This window comes from Flexivirga caeni, assembly GCF_003724155.1.
GTDB lineage: Bacteria > Actinomycetota > Actinomycetes > Actinomycetales > Dermatophilaceae > Flexivirga > Flexivirga caeni.
The window spans coordinates 133722-148556 of record NZ_RJJQ01000011.1 but is presented as its reverse complement, the minus strand read 5'-3'; the positions used below and the strand labels follow the sequence as shown (position 1 = coordinate 148556).

Annotated in this window: 14 protein-coding genes; 5 read left to right on the top strand and 9 right to left on the bottom strand. The window is 68.6% G+C overall.

The features are described from left to right. Positions 1 to 59 precede the first annotated feature (59 nt). The gene (locus EFY87_RS11940) at positions 60 to 1523 is read left to right on the top strand and encodes a gamma-aminobutyraldehyde dehydrogenase (protein WP_123271697.1); all 1464 of its coding nucleotides are present in this window, start codon (positions 60 to 62) and stop codon (positions 1521 to 1523) included. A gap of 2 nt (positions 1524 to 1525) precedes the next feature. On the opposite strand, the gene EFY87_RS11935 is transcribed toward EFY87_RS11940, so the two are convergent. Together EFY87_RS11935 and EFY87_RS11930 are read right to left on the bottom strand one after the other, a co-directional pair. Continuing rightward, entirely contained in the window at positions 1526 to 2353 is an 828-nt protein-coding gene (locus EFY87_RS11935) for an ABC transporter permease (RefSeq protein WP_123271696.1), read from the bottom strand. Further along, positions 2350 to 3240, bottom strand: a complete 891-nt coding sequence (locus tag EFY87_RS11930) for an ABC transporter ATP-binding protein (protein ID WP_158607611.1) — start codon at positions 3238 to 3240, stop codon at positions 2350 to 2352. Before EFY87_RS11930 ends, EFY87_RS11935 begins: the two co-directional genes overlap by 4 nt. Before the next feature lie 110 nt (positions 3241 to 3350). Here EFY87_RS11930 and EFY87_RS11925 point away from each other — a divergent pair, with 110 nt between their 5' ends. Both EFY87_RS11925 and EFY87_RS11920 read left to right on the top strand, forming a co-directional pair. Continuing rightward, a complete protein-coding gene (locus EFY87_RS11925) occupies positions 3351 to 4517 on the top strand; it encodes a sensor histidine kinase (RefSeq protein WP_123271694.1) in 1167 nt (388 codons plus the stop codon). Continuing rightward, a complete protein-coding gene (locus tag EFY87_RS11920) occupies positions 4514 to 5179 on the top strand; it encodes a response regulator (RefSeq protein ID WP_123271693.1) in 666 nt (221 codons plus the stop codon). Before EFY87_RS11925 ends, EFY87_RS11920 begins: the two co-directional genes overlap by 4 nt. Positions 5180 to 5277: 98 nt before the next feature. Here EFY87_RS11920 and EFY87_RS11915 read toward each other — a convergent pair whose 3' ends face one another. The 5 genes from EFY87_RS11915 to rpsO form a co-directional block, all read right to left on the bottom strand. Continuing rightward, on the bottom strand, positions 5278 to 6216 hold the full coding sequence (locus EFY87_RS11915; protein WP_123271692.1) for an aminoglycoside phosphotransferase family protein: 939 nt from the start codon (positions 6214 to 6216) through the stop codon (positions 5278 to 5280). Continuing rightward, the gene (locus EFY87_RS11910; protein WP_123271691.1) at positions 6213 to 7268 is read right to left on the bottom strand and encodes a methyltransferase domain-containing protein; all 1056 of its coding nucleotides are present in this window, start codon (positions 7266 to 7268) and stop codon (positions 6213 to 6215) included. Before EFY87_RS11910 ends, EFY87_RS11915 begins: the two co-directional genes overlap by 4 nt. Positions 7269 to 7421: 153 nt before the next feature. Beyond that, a complete protein-coding gene (locus EFY87_RS11905) occupies positions 7422 to 8009 on the bottom strand; it encodes a hypothetical protein (protein WP_123271690.1) in 588 nt (195 codons plus the stop codon). Between the two features lie 182 nt (positions 8010 to 8191). Further along, positions 8192 to 10627 carry a polyribonucleotide nucleotidyltransferase gene (locus tag EFY87_RS11900; protein ID WP_123271689.1) on the bottom strand — a complete coding sequence of 812 codons (2436 nt, stop codon included), beginning with the start codon at positions 10625 to 10627 and terminating at the stop codon, positions 8192 to 8194. Positions 10628 to 10816: 189 nt separating this feature from the next. Beyond that, complete coding sequence (gene rpsO / locus EFY87_RS11895; protein WP_123271688.1) at positions 10817 to 11086, bottom strand: 30S ribosomal protein S15; 270 nt, start codon at positions 11084 to 11086, stop codon at positions 10817 to 10819. A gap of 224 nt (positions 11087 to 11310) precedes the next feature. Between rpsO and EFY87_RS11890 the strand changes: the two genes are divergently transcribed. Beyond that, the gene (locus EFY87_RS11890) at positions 11311 to 11823 is read left to right on the top strand and encodes a MarR family winged helix-turn-helix transcriptional regulator (protein WP_123271687.1); all 513 of its coding nucleotides are present in this window, start codon (positions 11311 to 11313) and stop codon (positions 11821 to 11823) included. A 69-nt stretch (positions 11824 to 11892) separates the two neighbouring features. Here EFY87_RS11890 and EFY87_RS20020 read toward each other — a convergent pair whose 3' ends face one another. Then, positions 11893 to 13182 (bottom strand): prenyltransferase/squalene oxidase repeat-containing protein, encoded by a 1290-nt coding sequence (locus tag EFY87_RS20020; protein ID WP_148043315.1) that lies wholly within the window; start codon positions 13180 to 13182, stop codon positions 11893 to 11895. Positions 13183 to 13451: 269 nt separating this feature from the next. Beyond that, a complete protein-coding gene (gene ndk / locus EFY87_RS11875) occupies positions 13452 to 13868 on the bottom strand; it encodes a nucleoside-diphosphate kinase (RefSeq protein WP_123271686.1) in 417 nt (138 codons plus the stop codon). Between the two features lie 198 nt (positions 13869 to 14066). Between ndk and EFY87_RS11870 the strand changes: the two genes are divergently transcribed. Then, positions 14067 to 14834 carry a hypothetical protein gene (locus EFY87_RS11870; RefSeq protein WP_123271685.1) on the top strand — a complete coding sequence of 256 codons (768 nt, stop codon included), beginning with the start codon at positions 14067 to 14069 and terminating at the stop codon, positions 14832 to 14834. Position 14835 lies beyond the last annotated feature (1 nt).

The following is a 14835-nucleotide window of genomic DNA, read 5'->3' as shown; positions in this document are numbered from 1 at the left end:
CCCCAACGCATCTCAAGCCTCCTGTGTCTGTTCAGAACAAGCTGCGAACGAGGTTCACCATGTTTCAATTCATCGACGGCAGGCGTGTCGCCGGCACCGGCGGCACCATGCCCCTCATCAACCCGGCCACCGAAGAGGTGATCGAGCAGCTCGATCTCGCCTCCTCGGCCGACGTGGACGCCGCCGTGCACGCGGCGACGCGCGCCTTCCCTGCGTGGTCCGCCGCGACCCCGGCCGAACGGTCCACCGTGCTGACCGCCTGGGCCGCGCTGCTCGCCGAACGCGCGGAAGATTTCGCGCAGCAGGAGAGCGCGCAGGCCGGCAAGCCGATCCGGCTGGCGCGCGAGTTCGACGTGCCGGGCACGATCGACAACGTCGCGTTCTTCGCAGGGGCGGCCCGCCACCTGCCCGGCCTCGCGACCGGTGAATACTCCGCCGGCCACACCAGCAGCATCCGCCGCGAGCCGATCGGTGTGGTCGGCTCCATCGCCCCGTGGAACTATCCACTGCAGATGGCGGCGTGGAAGATCCTGCCGGCCGTCGCCGCGGGCAACACCATCGTGCTCAAACCGTCGGAGCTGACCCCGCTGACCAGCCTGCTGTTTGCCGAAACCGCCCGGGCCGCAGGCATTCCCGCCGGAGTCATCAACGTGCTCACCGGCACCGGCCTCGATGCGGGCACACCGCTCATCGAGCATCCGGACGTCGCGATGGTGTCCTTCACCGGCTCCACGGCCGTCGGCCAGCAGATCGCGGCACGGGCGGCGGGCGCCGCGAAGCGCACCCACCTCGAGCTCGGCGGCAAGGCACCCTTCGTCGTCTTCGACGACGCCGATCTCGACGCCGCGATCCACGGCGCCGTGGCCGCGTCGCTGATCAACACCGGGCAGGACTGCACCGCCGCGACCCGCGCTTACGTGCAGCGGCCGCTCTATGACGCGTTCGTGAGCGGCGTCGCGGACCTGATGCGCACGGTGCGTCTCGGACCGACCGGCGACCCGGCCACCGACCAGGGCCCGCTGATCAGCGCCCGGCAACGCGACCATGTCGCCGGTATGACGCAACGCGCGGTCGCCGCCGGCGCGACGGCGGTCAGCGGTGGCTCGGTGCCGGAGGGTCCCGGCTTCTACTACCCGCCGACGCTGATCACCGGCGCGGCGCAGGACAGCGAGATCGTCCAGCGCGAGGTCTTCGGTCCGGTACTCGTCGCACTGCCCTTCGACAGCGACGACGAAGGCATCCGGCTGGCAAACGACACGCCATACGGGCTCGCCGCGTCCGCCTGGACCCGCGACGTCTACCGGGCCGGGAGGGCCACACGGGAGATCCGCGCCGGCGCCGTCTGGGTCAACGATCACATCCCGATCCTCAGCGAAATGCCGCACGGCGGCTACAAGCAATCGGGCTACGGCAAGGACATGAGCCAGTATTCGTTCGAGGAATACACCGTCGTCAAGCACGTCATGCACGACATCACCGGAGTCGCCGAAAAGCCCTGGCATCGGACAATTTTCGGCGCCTGAACTCACCCGCGGATCCGGTCGCGGTCCCGGTCCCGGCGCCACCCGAGTGTCGCCAGGACCGCGGCTGCGAGCGCCCAGGCCAGCACGATCGCCACGTCCTGCCAGGGATGCCCGGGCGACCGGACCCCGAAGTCGGCCGCCTGCCCCTGGGTGGCGATCGCTGCCCACGCAAGATTGCCCCAGTGCAGTGTCGGCAGGTATGGCGACAGCGCCGCGACCGGAGCGGGCAGTCCGCTCACCGGTGTCATGAACCCGGAGGTGTAGGACAGCGGCAGGAAGACCAGGTTCCCGATGACACCGGCCGCGCCCGGTCGCACCCAGTAGGCGAGGGCGAATCCGAACGGCGCCAGGCACACGACCCCGAAGAGTACGACCACCCACAGTCGCAGCAAGTGCCCGAGCGGCAGGCCGACGCCGACGCATCTGGCGAGCACCGCGTTCCCGGCGAGCACCACTGTGGCAGCGGCGAATCCGAGCAGCACCTTGCCGCCGAAGAACGACCACATCGGCATCGCCGAGACTCGCAGCCGGCGCAGCCAGCCCGATCCGCGTTGCTCCGCGGCGGCGACGCCGACAGCAAAGATCGCCTGGTTGACCACACCGAAGCATGTGAACGAAACCATCAGCATCGCGGCGACGGGGAGGCCACCTCGGAGATGACCATGCACGGTCGCGCCGAAGAGCACGAACAGCACCATCGGCATGGTCACTAGTGCGACGAACCACCCGCTACGGAAGCCGCTGCGCCACTCGGCGCAGAAGATCGCGACCGCTGCAGTACCTCCCCACGGCATACGGGCCCTGGGAGCTGGTGGCACCGACTCGATCATGCCGCTTCCTCCCCGGTGAGTGCGACGAACGCGGACTCCAGGTCCGCGTCGACGACGGTGAGATCGGCAATCCGGTGACCGGCCGTGACAAGCGTCCGGAGCAGTCCCTCCGGGTCGGTGGTCAACAGGTCGAAGCGGCCGTCCGGGGTGCGCGAAACGCTGCGGACACCACCATGATTCGCGAGCTCTTCCCCACGGATCGCGGCACGCAGCTGCACGCGCCGCACGCCGACGGCGCCGACGATTTCCGCCGTCGTGCCGTCCGCGATCTTGCGTCCGTGGTGCAGCACCACGACCCGGTCGGCGACCTCCTGCGCCTCGCGCAGGTCGTGGGTGGCCAGCAGGATCGACCGGTCCTGAGCTGCGAGTCGGCGGATCGCTCGCAACAGACGGCGCCGGCCCGCCACGTCGAGCGCCGCGGTCGGTTCGTCCAGGACCAGCAGGTCCGGCCTCCCGGTGAGCGCGAGGGCAAGCGAAAGTCGTTGCCGCTCACCGCCGGACAGCTCGCCCACCCGGCGGCCGGTCAACCCATCGAGGTCGACGGTCCTGAGCAGCTCCCCGGCCGGAGCGACCCGCGGGTAGAGCCGTTGGGTGAGACGCACGGTCTCCCCGACGGTCAACCCGGCCGGTCCGGTGGTGTCCTGCAGCATCGCGCCCATGCGGGCTCTGGCCCGGCGCGCCGTCGGCGGCATACCGAAGACGCTGACCGTTCCGGCGCTCGGGTTCCGCAGGCCGAGCAGCATGTCGAACAATGTCGACTTCCCAGCGCCGTTCGGCCCGAGCAGCGCGACGATCTCACCAGGACGCAGCACGAGGTCGACCGAGTCGACCGCCGTGGTGCCGCGAAAACAGCGGCTGACGCCGCACAAGACTGCCATGGGTTTCATGTGCTCGACCCTGCCGGTGCGGGGGCGATCGCAGCAGTGCCAACGGCCACCCTTTCCGCCCATGACCTTCGGCACGGGCGCTGCGGCTCGTGGGGTTCTAGGGTCGAGGAATGCGGATGGTCGATCGGTTGCAGTTCCTCAATGGGCTGATCGCCATTGCGATCTTCGCGGTGGCGCCGCTCTTCCTGGGCGGGCTGCCCGACCTGCCGGACCCGCTGCGAGTCGTCTACTGGGTGTGCATCGCGCTCGTCGGCGGGCTCTTCACGCTGATCGCGGGGACGCCGATCGCCTTCCCGCGTAACCCGCGGACCTGGACCATTGCCGGTGCGCTCGTCGTCGGCTGCTACGTCGCCGCGGCCCTCGGCTCGATCTACGGCTTCGGCATCATGCTGCTCGCGTTCGCCACCGCGTTCTGGGCGAATTTCGTTCCGATCCGAGTCTCGATCCTGACTATCGTGCTATTGCTGCCGCTGAACACCGCGCTCGCTTTCGCCGTTGCCCACGGGGCGACATCGAATCTCGTGCTGAACGCGTCGCTGACGCTGCTCGTCGAGTGCTTCGCGCTCGTGACGACCACCCAGGTCGCTGCCGCCGAGCGAGCACGCCAGGACGCAGAACGCGCCAATCACGCTCTGCGAGAAGCGCAAGCGCAGTTGCGCACCCAGAGCGCGACCGAAGAGCGGCTGCGGATCGCCCGGGAACTGCACGACGTCGTCGGCCACCGGCTCGCCGGTCTCACGCTGACGCTGGAAACGGCGCGCCATCTCCCGCCCGAGCAGGGCGCGCCATACCTGGAGAACGCGCAGCGGGCGGGCAAGGAGCTGCTCGGACAGGTGCGCAACGTCGTGAGCGAGTTGCGCGAAGGGCCCGCGACCCCGGCCTCCCTCGGCGAGTTGGGGCACACCTGGCCGGGACTCGACGTGCACCTCACCGACCTCGACCTCGCCGAACGGCTGCCGGAGGACGTGCGGCACGCAACCGTGCGTCTGGCTCAGGAGGCACTGACCAATGCGGCACGGCACGGTGCGGCGACTCGGGCGTGGGTGACCCTGGAGGACTGCGACGGTAGCTTCTCGGTCGTGGTGCGCGACAACGGCGTCGGCACCACCACAGCGGTAGAAGGGAACGGATTGCGCGGCATGCGAGAGCGATTCGAGGCCCTTGGCGGATCGGTTGTCTGGCACGGTATGCCGAACGGCGGGTTCGTGGTGCAGGCGTCCGCGCCGCTGGAGGCCCCGTCGGCCGTCGGGGGCGCCATGGTGCAGGAGCACGTATGACGGTGGCACCCTCGATCCGCGTCCTCGTGGTGGACGACCAGACGATCGTGCGCGACGGCATCGTCGGCCTGTTGCAGCTCAGCGGGCGAGTGCAGGTTGTCGGCGCGGCGGCGGATGGCCGGGAAGCTCTGGAAATGCTCGCGGTTGAGCGGCCCGACGTCATACTTCTCGACTTGCGGATGCCGGTGCTGGACGGCATCGCAGTGCTGCGCGAGCTGGGCCGGCACGACGACCCACCGCCGTGTCTGGTGCTGACGACGTTCCAGGACGACGAGCAGGTGCTGGAGTCACTGCGGGCGGGCGCCCGCGGCTACCTGCTCAAGGACGTGTCGCTCGAGGACCTGATCGCCGCCGTCGAGACCGTCGCGGGCGGCGGGTCGATCGTGTCGTCATCCGTCACGCAGCGACTGCTCCAGCGGATGAGCGAATCTTCCTCTGCTGCATCCGAACCCGCCGATCTTCCGGTGCATGTCGAGCTGACCGTGCGCGAACGCGAGGTCCTGCGCATGCTGGTCGGCGGCTTCTCCAACAAGGAGATCGCGTCCGCCCTCCACCTCGCGCCCGGCACGGTCAAGAACCACGTCTCGACGGTGCTGGCCAAGCTCGGCGTCCGCGACCGCACGCGCGCCGTGCTTCGCGCGCTCGAACTGGACCTGGTCTGAGCCTTCGGCCGCCGAGAGCCCACCGAAAGTACAGCACTTGTCGCCAGCACGGTCGGCTCGCAGCATCTGCTGCCCACTCGGCACGTTCCCCTGGACGATCAGAGGAGTTCGGCCAGCTCGCGGCGCAGGTTCTCCGCCCAGCGCGCGCGGGTGGCCGGCATCGTCGGTAGTCCGGGAGGTGCCGGGTCGGACATCCGCGCGGCAAAGGTCATCGCGGCCGCAGCCATCAGCGAGACCAGGTCGGCCGGATCACGTTCCGCCAGTGCGGGTTCGAACGCGAAGAAGTCCATCGCTGACACCACGCTGCCACTCATGGCGCAGTCCGTGGCCAGGAGCGCGTGGTCCAGCCACGGAGCACCGCGGCGCGCCTGGCCCCAGTCGATCAGCACGTCGCGACCGGGCGCGAAGATCAGGTTGTCGGCACGCACGTCCCAGTGCAGCACCGACTCTCCGTCGATGAGTGTCGCTGCCCGCTCGGCGTGCGCAGCCAGCTGATCGTGATGCTTCGCCCACCACGGATCGACCTGGCCGAGGCGTTCGCCGAGCAACTTCCAGGCGTCGGTGAAGAGCGGCGCGTGCCCCCGGGCCGAAGGCAGCCAACCGGCGCTGACGTCATCGAGCACACGCCGCACCTTCGCGACCACCCCGCTGGCTCGGCGCAGGTCATCAGCCGACCACGGCACCCCGGGAAGCTCGCCGGGCAGGTCTTCGAGCAACAGCGCAACCCAGCGGCCATCGTCATACAGATCAAGCAGCCGCGGCAGGCACGGGTGCTCGGGCAGGCCGGCGAGCAAGCGTCCCTCCGAGCGGATCAGCCCCGGCGTGTCCGGATTGAGTTCGGGGCCGCACGCCTTCGCGAAAACCCTTGTGCCGGAATCAGATCGCAGACGCGCTGCGGGCCCGGGCGACATACCGCCGGTGCAGTCGATCACGTCGGCGATCGGGTCGCCCAGCCGCCCACGGACCCACTGGCGCACCTCGACCGGCGCCTGCGCGAACCCGATCCGCTGCCCCCGCGCGTGCTGGTGCGAACTCATGGGCTGATCTTCGTCCGCCCCGAAGCCTGGCCGGGTGACATGCGGCCTCGCGACTTCGGGCGACGGCTGCGCCGCACGATGTATGCCGTGGGCGTCACTCCGTTGTAGCGAATCACCCGCTCCCCCACGATCTTCAAACCCCTTGCCTTCGCGACGGATTCGGCGAAGACACGCTTGTCATCCGACAGCAGTACACACCGGCCGTCTGCGGTCAGCACCCGCTCGATCTCCCGCAGGATCGCGGGGTAGAGCGTGCGGTTGAGTTCGTTGCTGCCGATCCGCTTGCCGAACGGCAGGTCGCTCACCACCCGGTCGACGGACCCATCCGGGAGAGGCAGGTCCGCCGCGTCTGCCTCGATCACCTCGACCCGTCCGCCGAGCCCGTGCGACGCGATGTTGTGCCGGGCGGCCGCAACCGATGCGCCGTCGTTGTCGACACTGATGGATCGGCCGACGCGCAGCATGCCATCCAGCACGGGTACCGTCCCTACTCCCCCGCACACGTCCAGCAGGGTCTGCCCATCCTGCAGCTTCGCCAACCGCACCAGACCAGCGGAGACCGGTCCGGGAGTCGTCGCCGGCAGCCGTTCGAATGCTCCGTAGCGGGCTGCCCAGGCCCACGGTCCCAGCTCCGCGCGAGCACTTCCGCTCTGAGTGGCTTCCCGCGACAGATCCAGATTCACCGCCCAGTGCGACGGGTCATTGCGCCAGCCGAGGCGGTCCTGGACCGCGTCGATGATCCCGGCCCGGCGTTTCTGCTCCGCAGACCCGGGCAGATGCACCCGGAAAGTGACGCTCGCACCCAATCCGTAGCTATCCCAAGGAATTTCACCCACGGCGCTCGCCGTTTCCGCCGCGGTACCCCCATCATCGGGCAGGTCCAGCGGCACGGCGACCCGATCGACCATTGCGGGCAACCGGTCACGTTCGACGGCGGAATCACATCGCACCGTCCCAGGACCGGCCAGCACCGATCGCACTTCGTCCCGCTCGAGGAGATCACCCCGGACGAGGTCCTCCAGGCCCGCGGGGCAGGTCAGCAGCAACGACACGCAGTGAGCCTAGCCTCGCGCGAGGCGGCAGGATCCCAAGCATGCCCAGCGCGCGCCATACCGCGCGATCCGCATACTGGCGAGGGTGGGCAAGCCCCGGCATACCGGAAGACCCGGCCGCGCCCTGACGCGCGACCGGGCCTTCCGGCAGTCTCAGCCCGCTGCGGGCGTTGCCGGGGCCACCGGAGCAGCACCGCTCGCCGACTTGCGAGCGTGCACCAGGCCGAGCCCGCCGAGGATCAACAGCAGCACGGCACCGATGTAGGACAGGATCGCGGCGATCCCGGCGATCGTGCCCATGGTGGCGAATGCGTAACCGTAGAGCAGCAATCCGCGCAGGGTGTCACCCTGGAAGACTTCCTGCTTCAGAGCGGTCAGTTTCTGGGCCTCGGCCGAGTTCGGGTCCTTCGCCGCTGCCGCCATCTGCTGGGTGGAGATCTGGGCGTAGGACTTGCCGCCGGTCATCTCCTGCAGGTGAGCGGCGATGAAATAGTTGGCATAAGCCTTCGCCTGCGGGCCGGTGGTCATCTGCTGACCCGAGTACTTGCCGAGCTCCTTCTTCATCTCCGGAGTCGTCAGCGCCGGACCGCCCGGCATGGTGATCTGCTGCTGGGACAGCTGCGAATGCACCTGGTCCCCAATGAAACTGTGGGCCCAGGTCAGCAGACCTCCGGCAACCAACAGGATGACAGCGACAAGAACGGCTGACCACGAAACCAGCCGGTCGACGAATGCACGCATAAAACCTATCTCCTCGAAATCGTGAGTGTCATCACCCACACCGGGTAACTACTACGCAGAGTAGTAGTAGTTACCCGGTGCGGCAAATCGGCTGCTGCCGGCCGGCTGTGACCCGGCCGGAAACGACAAGACGGCCCGGTCACGCACGAAGCGTGACCGGGCCGTCCTGGTCGTATGGCGGATCAGTCCTCGACGGACACCGGCTCGGCGTCGGCCTCCGCCGACTCCTCACCGTGCCCGCCAGCGTCCTTGCCGCGACCGCGTCCGCCACGACGGCGGCTGCGCTTGCGCGGCTCGCGCGCCGACGCGTCGTCGGACTCGTCCGACTCGGTCTCGGCCACCTCGGCGTCGTCGGCAACAGCCGGCACCGACGCCTCGGTCGCACCAGGAGCTGCCTCCTCGGCACCGCCCTTGCTCTCCTCGACGACCGCGAGCGACAGCTTGCCGCGCGGGTCGATCTCCTTGAGCTCGACCTGCACCTTCTGGCCGATCTTCAAGACGTCCTCGACAGCGTCGATCCGCTTGCCGCCGACCAGCTTTCGCACCTCGGAGATGTGCAGCAGGCCGTCCTTGCCCGGGAGCAACGACACGAACGCACCGAAGGTCGTGGTCTTCACGACGGTGCCCAGGAAGCGCTCGCCGATCTCCGGCATCTGCGGGTTGGCGATCGCATTGACCGCGGCGCGCGCGGCCTCGGCCGACGGGCCGTCGGTCGCGCCGATGTAGACGGTGCCGTCGTCCTCGATGGACAGGTCGGCGCCGGTGTCCTCCTGGATCTGGTTGATCATCTTGCCCTTCGGGCCGATGACCTCGCCGATCTTGTCGACCGGGATCTTCACCGCGATGACACGCGGGGCGAACGGCGACATCTCGTCGGGAGCGTCGATCGCCTCGTGCATGACCTCCAGGATGTGCAGGCGCGCGTCGCGTGCCTGGGTCAGCGCACCGGCCAGCACGTCGGCGGGGATGCCGTCGAGCTTGGTGTCCAGCTGGATGGCGGTGACGAACTCCTTGGTGCCGGCGACCTTGAAGTCCATGTCGCCGAAGGCGTCCTCGGCGCCGAGGATGTCGGTCATCGCGGCATACTCGGTCTTTCCATCGACCTGAGCCGACACCAGACCCATCGCGATGCCCGCTACCGGCGCACGCAACGGCACACCGGCGTTCAGCAGCGACAGGGTAGATGCGCACACCGAACCCATCGAAGTGGATCCGTTGGAGCTCAACGCTTCCGACACCTGACGAATCGCGTACGGGAACTCCTCACGCGTCGGCAGCACCGGCATCAGTGCACGCTCGGCGAGCGCGCCGTGGCCGATCTCGCGGCGCTTGGGCGAACCCACGCGACCGGTCTCACCGGTGGAGTAGGGCGGGAAGTTGTAGTTGTGCATGTAGCGCTTGCGCGTCACCGGCGACAGCGTGTCCAGCTGCTGCTCCATGCGCAGCATGTTCAGCGTGGTGACGCCCATGATCTGGGTCTCGCCGCGCTCGAACAGCGCCGAACCGTGCACCCGCGGCAGCACCTCGACCTCAGCCGAGAGGGCGCGTATGTCGGCCAGCCCACGCCCGTCGATGCGAACCTTGTCCCGCAGGATGCGCTGGCGCACCAGCTGCTTCTGCACCGAACGGAAGGCAGCCGAGACCTCCTTCTCACGACCCTCGAACTGCTTGCCCTCACCGGCGAGCAGCTTCTTGAGGTTCTCCTTGATGTCGTCGAGCTTCTCCTCGCGGTCCTGCTTGCCCGCGATGGTCAGCGCGGCCGCGAGCTGGTCGCTGGCGTCCTTCTCCACGGCGGCGTAGACGTCGTCCTGGTAGTCCAGGAAGAGCGGGAACTCCTGCACCGGCTTGGCGGCCTGGGTCGCCAGCTCGGTCTGCGCCTCGCACAGCACCCGGATGAAGCCCTTGGCGGCCTCCAGGCCCTGCGCGACGATCTCCTCGGTCGGTGCCTGCTTGCCCTGGTTCTTGACCAGGTCCCAGGTCGACTCGGTCGACTCGGCCTCGACCATCATTATTGCTACATCGGAGTCACCGGCGGCGTCCGTCACGAGGCGGCCGGCGACGACCATGTCGAAGGTCGAACGCGCGCTGTCGGAGAAGTTCGGGAAGGCGACCCACTGGCCGTCGATGAGCGACACGCGCGTGGCGCCGATCGGGCCGGAGAACGGCAGACCGGAGATCTGCGTCGACGCCGAGGCGCCGTTGATCGCCAGCACGTCGTACTGGTGGTCCGGGTTCAGCGACAGCACCGTGATGACGACCTGGACCTCGTTGCGCAGCCCCTTGACGAAGGCGGGGCGCAGCGGGCGGTCGATCAGGCGGCAGGTCAGGATCGCGTCGGTCGAGGGACGTCCCTCACGACGGAAGAAGCTGCCCGGGATCTTGCCCGCGGCATACATCCGCTCCTCGACGTCCACGGTGAGCGGGAAGAAGTCGAACTGGTCCTTGGGCTGCTTGCCCGCGGCAGTGGTGGACAACAAGGTCGTCTCGTCGTCCAGGTAGGCGACGACCGCACCAGCGGCCTGCTTCGCCAGGCGCCCGGTCTCGAACCGGACCGTGCGAGTGCCGAACGAGCCATTGTCGATGACTGCTTCGGCGAAAGTGATTTCTGGACCCTCCATTGGGCCCTCCTGTTCTTTTCATCAGGCCACGCATCGTCGTTGTGCGTGGTGCTTCCTTCGATTACGGGTGTATGGCGCACGCGGCCGCATCCTTGTCGGGCCTCGCTGCCGTCACCCGCCTACGACAACAAGGCGGTCACCGGATCGGTAACCGCCTTGTCGGCATAAGTCTTGTGATGGTGTACGCGCTCAGCGACGCAGCCCGAGACGCTTGATCAGCGAACGGTAGCGCTCGATGTCGACCTCTTCGAGGTAGCGGAGCATGCGCTTGCGCTTGCCGACCAGCAGCAGCAGGCCGCGGCGGCTGTGGTGGTCGTGCGGGTGCTGACGGGCGTGCTCGGTGAGGTCCTTGATGCGCTGCGTCAGCATCGCGATCTGCACCTCGGGCGAACCGGTGTCGCCCTCTTTGGTGCCGTATTCGGACATGATCTGGGCCTTGACGGCAGTCTCCAGAGGCATGAGTGGGGGATCTCCGTTCGTCATGAGTTGCGCGGTGCACCTGGGCATTTCCACCAGGGCGCTCTTGGTCCGCGGCCGGTTTCACGGCGAGTCAAGGCTAGCAGCCGGACGGCGCTGTCCCTAATCGGCAGATAGCGACCACCGAGTGCGGCAACGTCATACGTCGTGGTCCACGACAGAGTCGGGCTGGGAGCGCGCTGCGTCATACGTTCTAATTGTCGGTCATGGGCAAGTCTGCGCGCACCGAACGAAGTCGCTACGAGAGCGAGGTGGCGGCGTATGTCGCGGCCGGTGGCGACGAACAGGTGCAGCGAGTCATCACTGCCGTGCACGGTCTCGCACGGCGCCTGTCGCAGTGGTACACGCAACAGCTGTCCCACCACGACCTGTCCCCCGGCGAATGGGCCGTGTTGCGGCACCTGGCGGCCGAGTCCGACGACAACGTATCCACCCCGTCACAGCTGGCCGACGCGACGGCGGTCGCGCCGTCGTCGATGACGCACCGGCTGGACCGGATGGCCGAACGGGGGCTGATCAGCCGCACGCCGGACGCCGAGAACCGCACCCGGATCCTTGTGCAGCTGACCCGGCAGGGCTGGGACATGTTCCGGCAGGTCATCCGGGAGGGCGACCTGGTCGAATCCGACGTGCTGGCACAGGTCCCCACCGCCCAGCGGGCCAGGCTCGCCCAGTTGCTTGAGCTCGCGATCGCCGGCCTGGACGACGCCCTCAAGTAGCTCCGCCGAGCGCGAGTATGCCGAGCGCGCCACACCGCGCGCTCGGCATACTCCCGTCGGGCCGGAGACTCAGCGCTTGGACCCTGCCCGCAGTCGACGGTGCAGACCGGCTCCGGCCAGCGCCGCGCCACCGAGCACCGCCGCACCGGCGAAGAGAATGCGCTCGTTGTCGCCACCCGACTGCGGGCCGTCGGTGATGATCGGCGGGCCGGTCGTGGTCGAGGTGCCCGTCGACGTCGCCGTGGAAGTGGCCGTCGAGGTCGAGGTGCTGGTCGGGCTGCCCGTCGGCTTCGACGTCGGGCTGGAGGTCGTGCAGGACAGTGCCGGCGCGGTCGCGCTGCCACCGGCACGGATCTTCAGGTAGGGCTGCTGGGTGAACGCCAGCAGCGCCTGCACGGTCGAGCGGTGTTCCTTGTCACCGGGCACAGCCTTGGCCCCCTGAGCAGTCAGCGACGCGAAGGTCGCCTGGTCATAGGCGATCGCACCCTGCAGCGCAGCCGGTGCCGAGCACCCGAACTGCAGGCTCTGCACGAAACCCTTTGCCTTGGCAGCGAGTTCGGGCTTGCCGCCGATTGCAAATGCGACTGCCGCCAGGCCCGTGCTGTTGGCGTTCGGAGCGGCCTGGGCCGCGGGCTCGACGACCCCGCCGTTGGCTCGCTGCTCGCTCGCGATGAAGTTCACCGCTTTGGCGATTGCGGTCTGGTGACCGCCGGCCGCGGCGAGCGCTTGCACCGCGAAGGAGGTGGCGTCGGTGTCGCCGGTGCAGGACCCGCTGAAGCTGATCCGGAAGCCCCCGTCCGAACACTGTTGCTTGGCAAGGAAATCTGCTGCCTTGCTGTCCGGCTGGCCCGCTCGCGCCATACCGATGACCGCGAGCGACTGACCGATCGCATTCGAGTAGTCGCCGTATGCCGACCGGTCCTTGAACTGCCCGCTGGGCTGCTCCAGCGACTTCAGCTGCGTGAGGTAACCCGCGGTCGGCAAGCCCTGTGCCTCGGCGAAGACCAGCAGCTTGGCGGTCGCTGCGGCATACAGGTCCTTGTCGTAGGTGTTGTATGACGCGGCGTTCTTGGTGACGTATGAGGCGGCTCGCGCGGCCTCGGTCTGCCCGGAGCCCAGCGTGTCGAGCCCGAGCACCCCGTCGATCGTCAGGCCGTAGTCGGCGTAGCTCGTGCCACCGGAGCTCACGCTGAAGTGGTCGCCACCCGATGCGAGCTGCGTGGCGAGGAAATGGGCTGCGGTGCTGCCGTCCGGTGCCACTGCGTGCGCCGGGGCCGCGAGCGTGAGTGCAGTGAGGCCGGCACAGCCGAGCGCGAGCGCACCCGTGAGACCCGCACGGGTGAGGAGAGAACTGGTCATGGGGAGGCCTTCCACGAGATCACGGCCCGCGGTGGTCGATCCGATGCGGATCTCGCGGGCCACGACGAGATCTCCGGTGGACGCGCAGGTGCTCCGGCTCGCCGGTGCCGGTGTGTCCCGGGCGGCATACGGTTGCGGGTCAGCGCCGGATTCGCACCGGCTTTCCCTGCTGTCTGGTTCGTGCGTCCATCGCGGAGCTTAGCCGCACCGTCAGCGCCTGGTTGCCATCCGCCCACGCCGCGCTGCGCTCGGTCCGGCTCGGAGCTACCTCAGTGCCCGGGAAACCAGATGCCGATCTCCCGCTCGGCCGACTCCGGGGAGTCCGAGCCGTGCACGATGTTCTGCTGCACCGGCAGACCCCAGTCACGCCCGAGGTCGCCGCGAATGCTGCCGGGGGCGGCTGCCGTCGGGTCGGTGGCACCGGCGAGCGAACGGAAACCTTCGACCACCCGGTCGCCCTCGACGATCGCGAAGGTCGCCGGACCGCTCGCCATGAAATCGACCAGCGGCTGGTAGAACGGCTTGCCCTCGTGTTCGGCGTAATGCTGCGCGAGCCGCTCCCGGTCGGGCGTCATGATCTGCAGCGAGGCCAGCGTGTAGCCCTTCGCCTCGATGCGGCGCAGCACCTCTCCCGTGAGGCCGCGCTTGAATCCGTCCGGTTTGACGATGACCAGGGTGCGTTCCATGGGTGCCATTCAAGCGGATGGCCTGGTAGGCGGAGCAGCGCGGGGCCTCCCGCCATACCCGGGCCTCCCCTACACGCGCGCCTCCCCCCTCTCGCGAATGACGGCTTCTTCGGCGAGCGACGGCGAGATTGCACCGTCGCTCGCTGAGGAAGCCGTCATTCGGCGTATGGGGGCGCGCGGCTGACCTACGCTACGAGGATGGGCTGGCTGTCCGCCTGGTGGAACGACGAAGTGATCGGTCACTACAAGGGTCCGTTGCTGCTCGCGTTCGTGGCGTTCGTCGTCACGTTCCTGACGACCCGTACGATCACCCGGCTGATCCGGGCCGGCAAGGGACCCTTCCACAACGTCAGCGACGGCGGGGTGCACCTGCACCACTCGACGCCCGGCACGGTGCTGCTGGTGATCGGTGCGTTCACCGCCCTCGGTGCGCGCCAGACCGGACCGATCGCCTACCTGGCGGCGCTGTGCGTCGGCGTCGGGGCGTCCCTGGTGCTCGACGAATTCGCGATGATCTTCCACCTGACCGACGACTACTGGACGCAGGACGGCCAGCTGTCGGTCAACGTCGTGATGCTGGTGACTGCCTGCCTGGGTATGGCGCTGGTCGGTGTCTCGCCGACCAGCGTGACCGGCCTGAGCGGCACCGCCCGCGCGGTCCGGGGCACGGTGACGGTCGCGCTACTGGTGCACCTGGTGCTGGTGCTCGCCACCGTCGCGAAGGGCAAATATCCGACGGCAGTGATCGGCTTCTTCCTCGCTCCGGTCGCGTGGTATGCCGCATTCCGCATCGCCCGGCCTCGCTCGCGCTGGGCCACCCGGTGGTATTCCCCCGCGAAGCTGGAAAGGGCAACCGCACGGGCCACGAAGTTCGATGACCGGTGGGGACCGGTGCGCCGGCATTGGGACGACTTCGTCGCCGGGACGCCGACGCCGCCATCCGGACCGGACGCCGGCGCGCGCTGAC

Bases quoted from the DNA above. Each gene is read 5' to 3' on its own strand.
- EFY87_RS11940 (WP_123271697.1), top strand. From the start codon at position 60: ATGTTTCAATTCATCGACGGCAGGCGTGTCGCCGGCACCGGCGGCACC.
- EFY87_RS11935 (WP_123271696.1), bottom strand. From the start codon at position 2,353: ATGATCGAGTCGGTGCCACCAGCTCCCAGGGCCCGTATGCCGTGGGGA.
- EFY87_RS11930 (WP_158607611.1), bottom strand. From the start codon at position 3,240: ATGAAACCCATGGCAGTCTTGTGCGGCGTCAGCCGCTGTTTTCGCGGC.
- EFY87_RS11925 (WP_123271694.1), top strand. From the start codon at position 3,351: ATGCGGATGGTCGATCGGTTGCAGTTCCTCAATGGGCTGATCGCCATT.
- EFY87_RS11920 (WP_123271693.1), top strand. From the start codon at position 4,514: ATGACGGTGGCACCCTCGATCCGCGTCCTCGTGGTGGACGACCAGACG.
- EFY87_RS11915 (WP_123271692.1), bottom strand. From the start codon at position 6,216: ATGAGTTCGCACCAGCACGCGCGGGGGCAGCGGATCGGGTTCGCGCAG.
- EFY87_RS11905 (WP_123271690.1), bottom strand. From the start codon at position 8,009: ATGCGTGCATTCGTCGACCGGCTGGTTTCGTGGTCAGCCGTTCTTGTC.
- EFY87_RS11900 (WP_123271689.1), bottom strand. From the start codon at position 10,627: ATGGAGGGTCCAGAAATCACTTTCGCCGAAGCAGTCATCGACAATGGC.
- rpsO (WP_123271688.1), bottom strand. From the start codon at position 11,086: ATGCCTCTGGAGACTGCCGTCAAGGCCCAGATCATGTCCGAATACGGC.
- EFY87_RS11890 (WP_123271687.1), top strand. From the start codon at position 11,311: ATGGGCAAGTCTGCGCGCACCGAACGAAGTCGCTACGAGAGCGAGGTG.
- EFY87_RS20020 (WP_148043315.1), bottom strand. From the start codon at position 13,182: ATGACCAGTTCTCTCCTCACCCGTGCGGGTCTCACGGGTGCGCTCGCG.
- ndk (WP_123271686.1), bottom strand. From the start codon at position 13,868: ATGGAACGCACCCTGGTCATCGTCAAACCGGACGGATTCAAGCGCGGC.
- EFY87_RS11870 (WP_123271685.1), top strand. From the start codon at position 14,067: ATGGGCTGGCTGTCCGCCTGGTGGAACGACGAAGTGATCGGTCACTAC.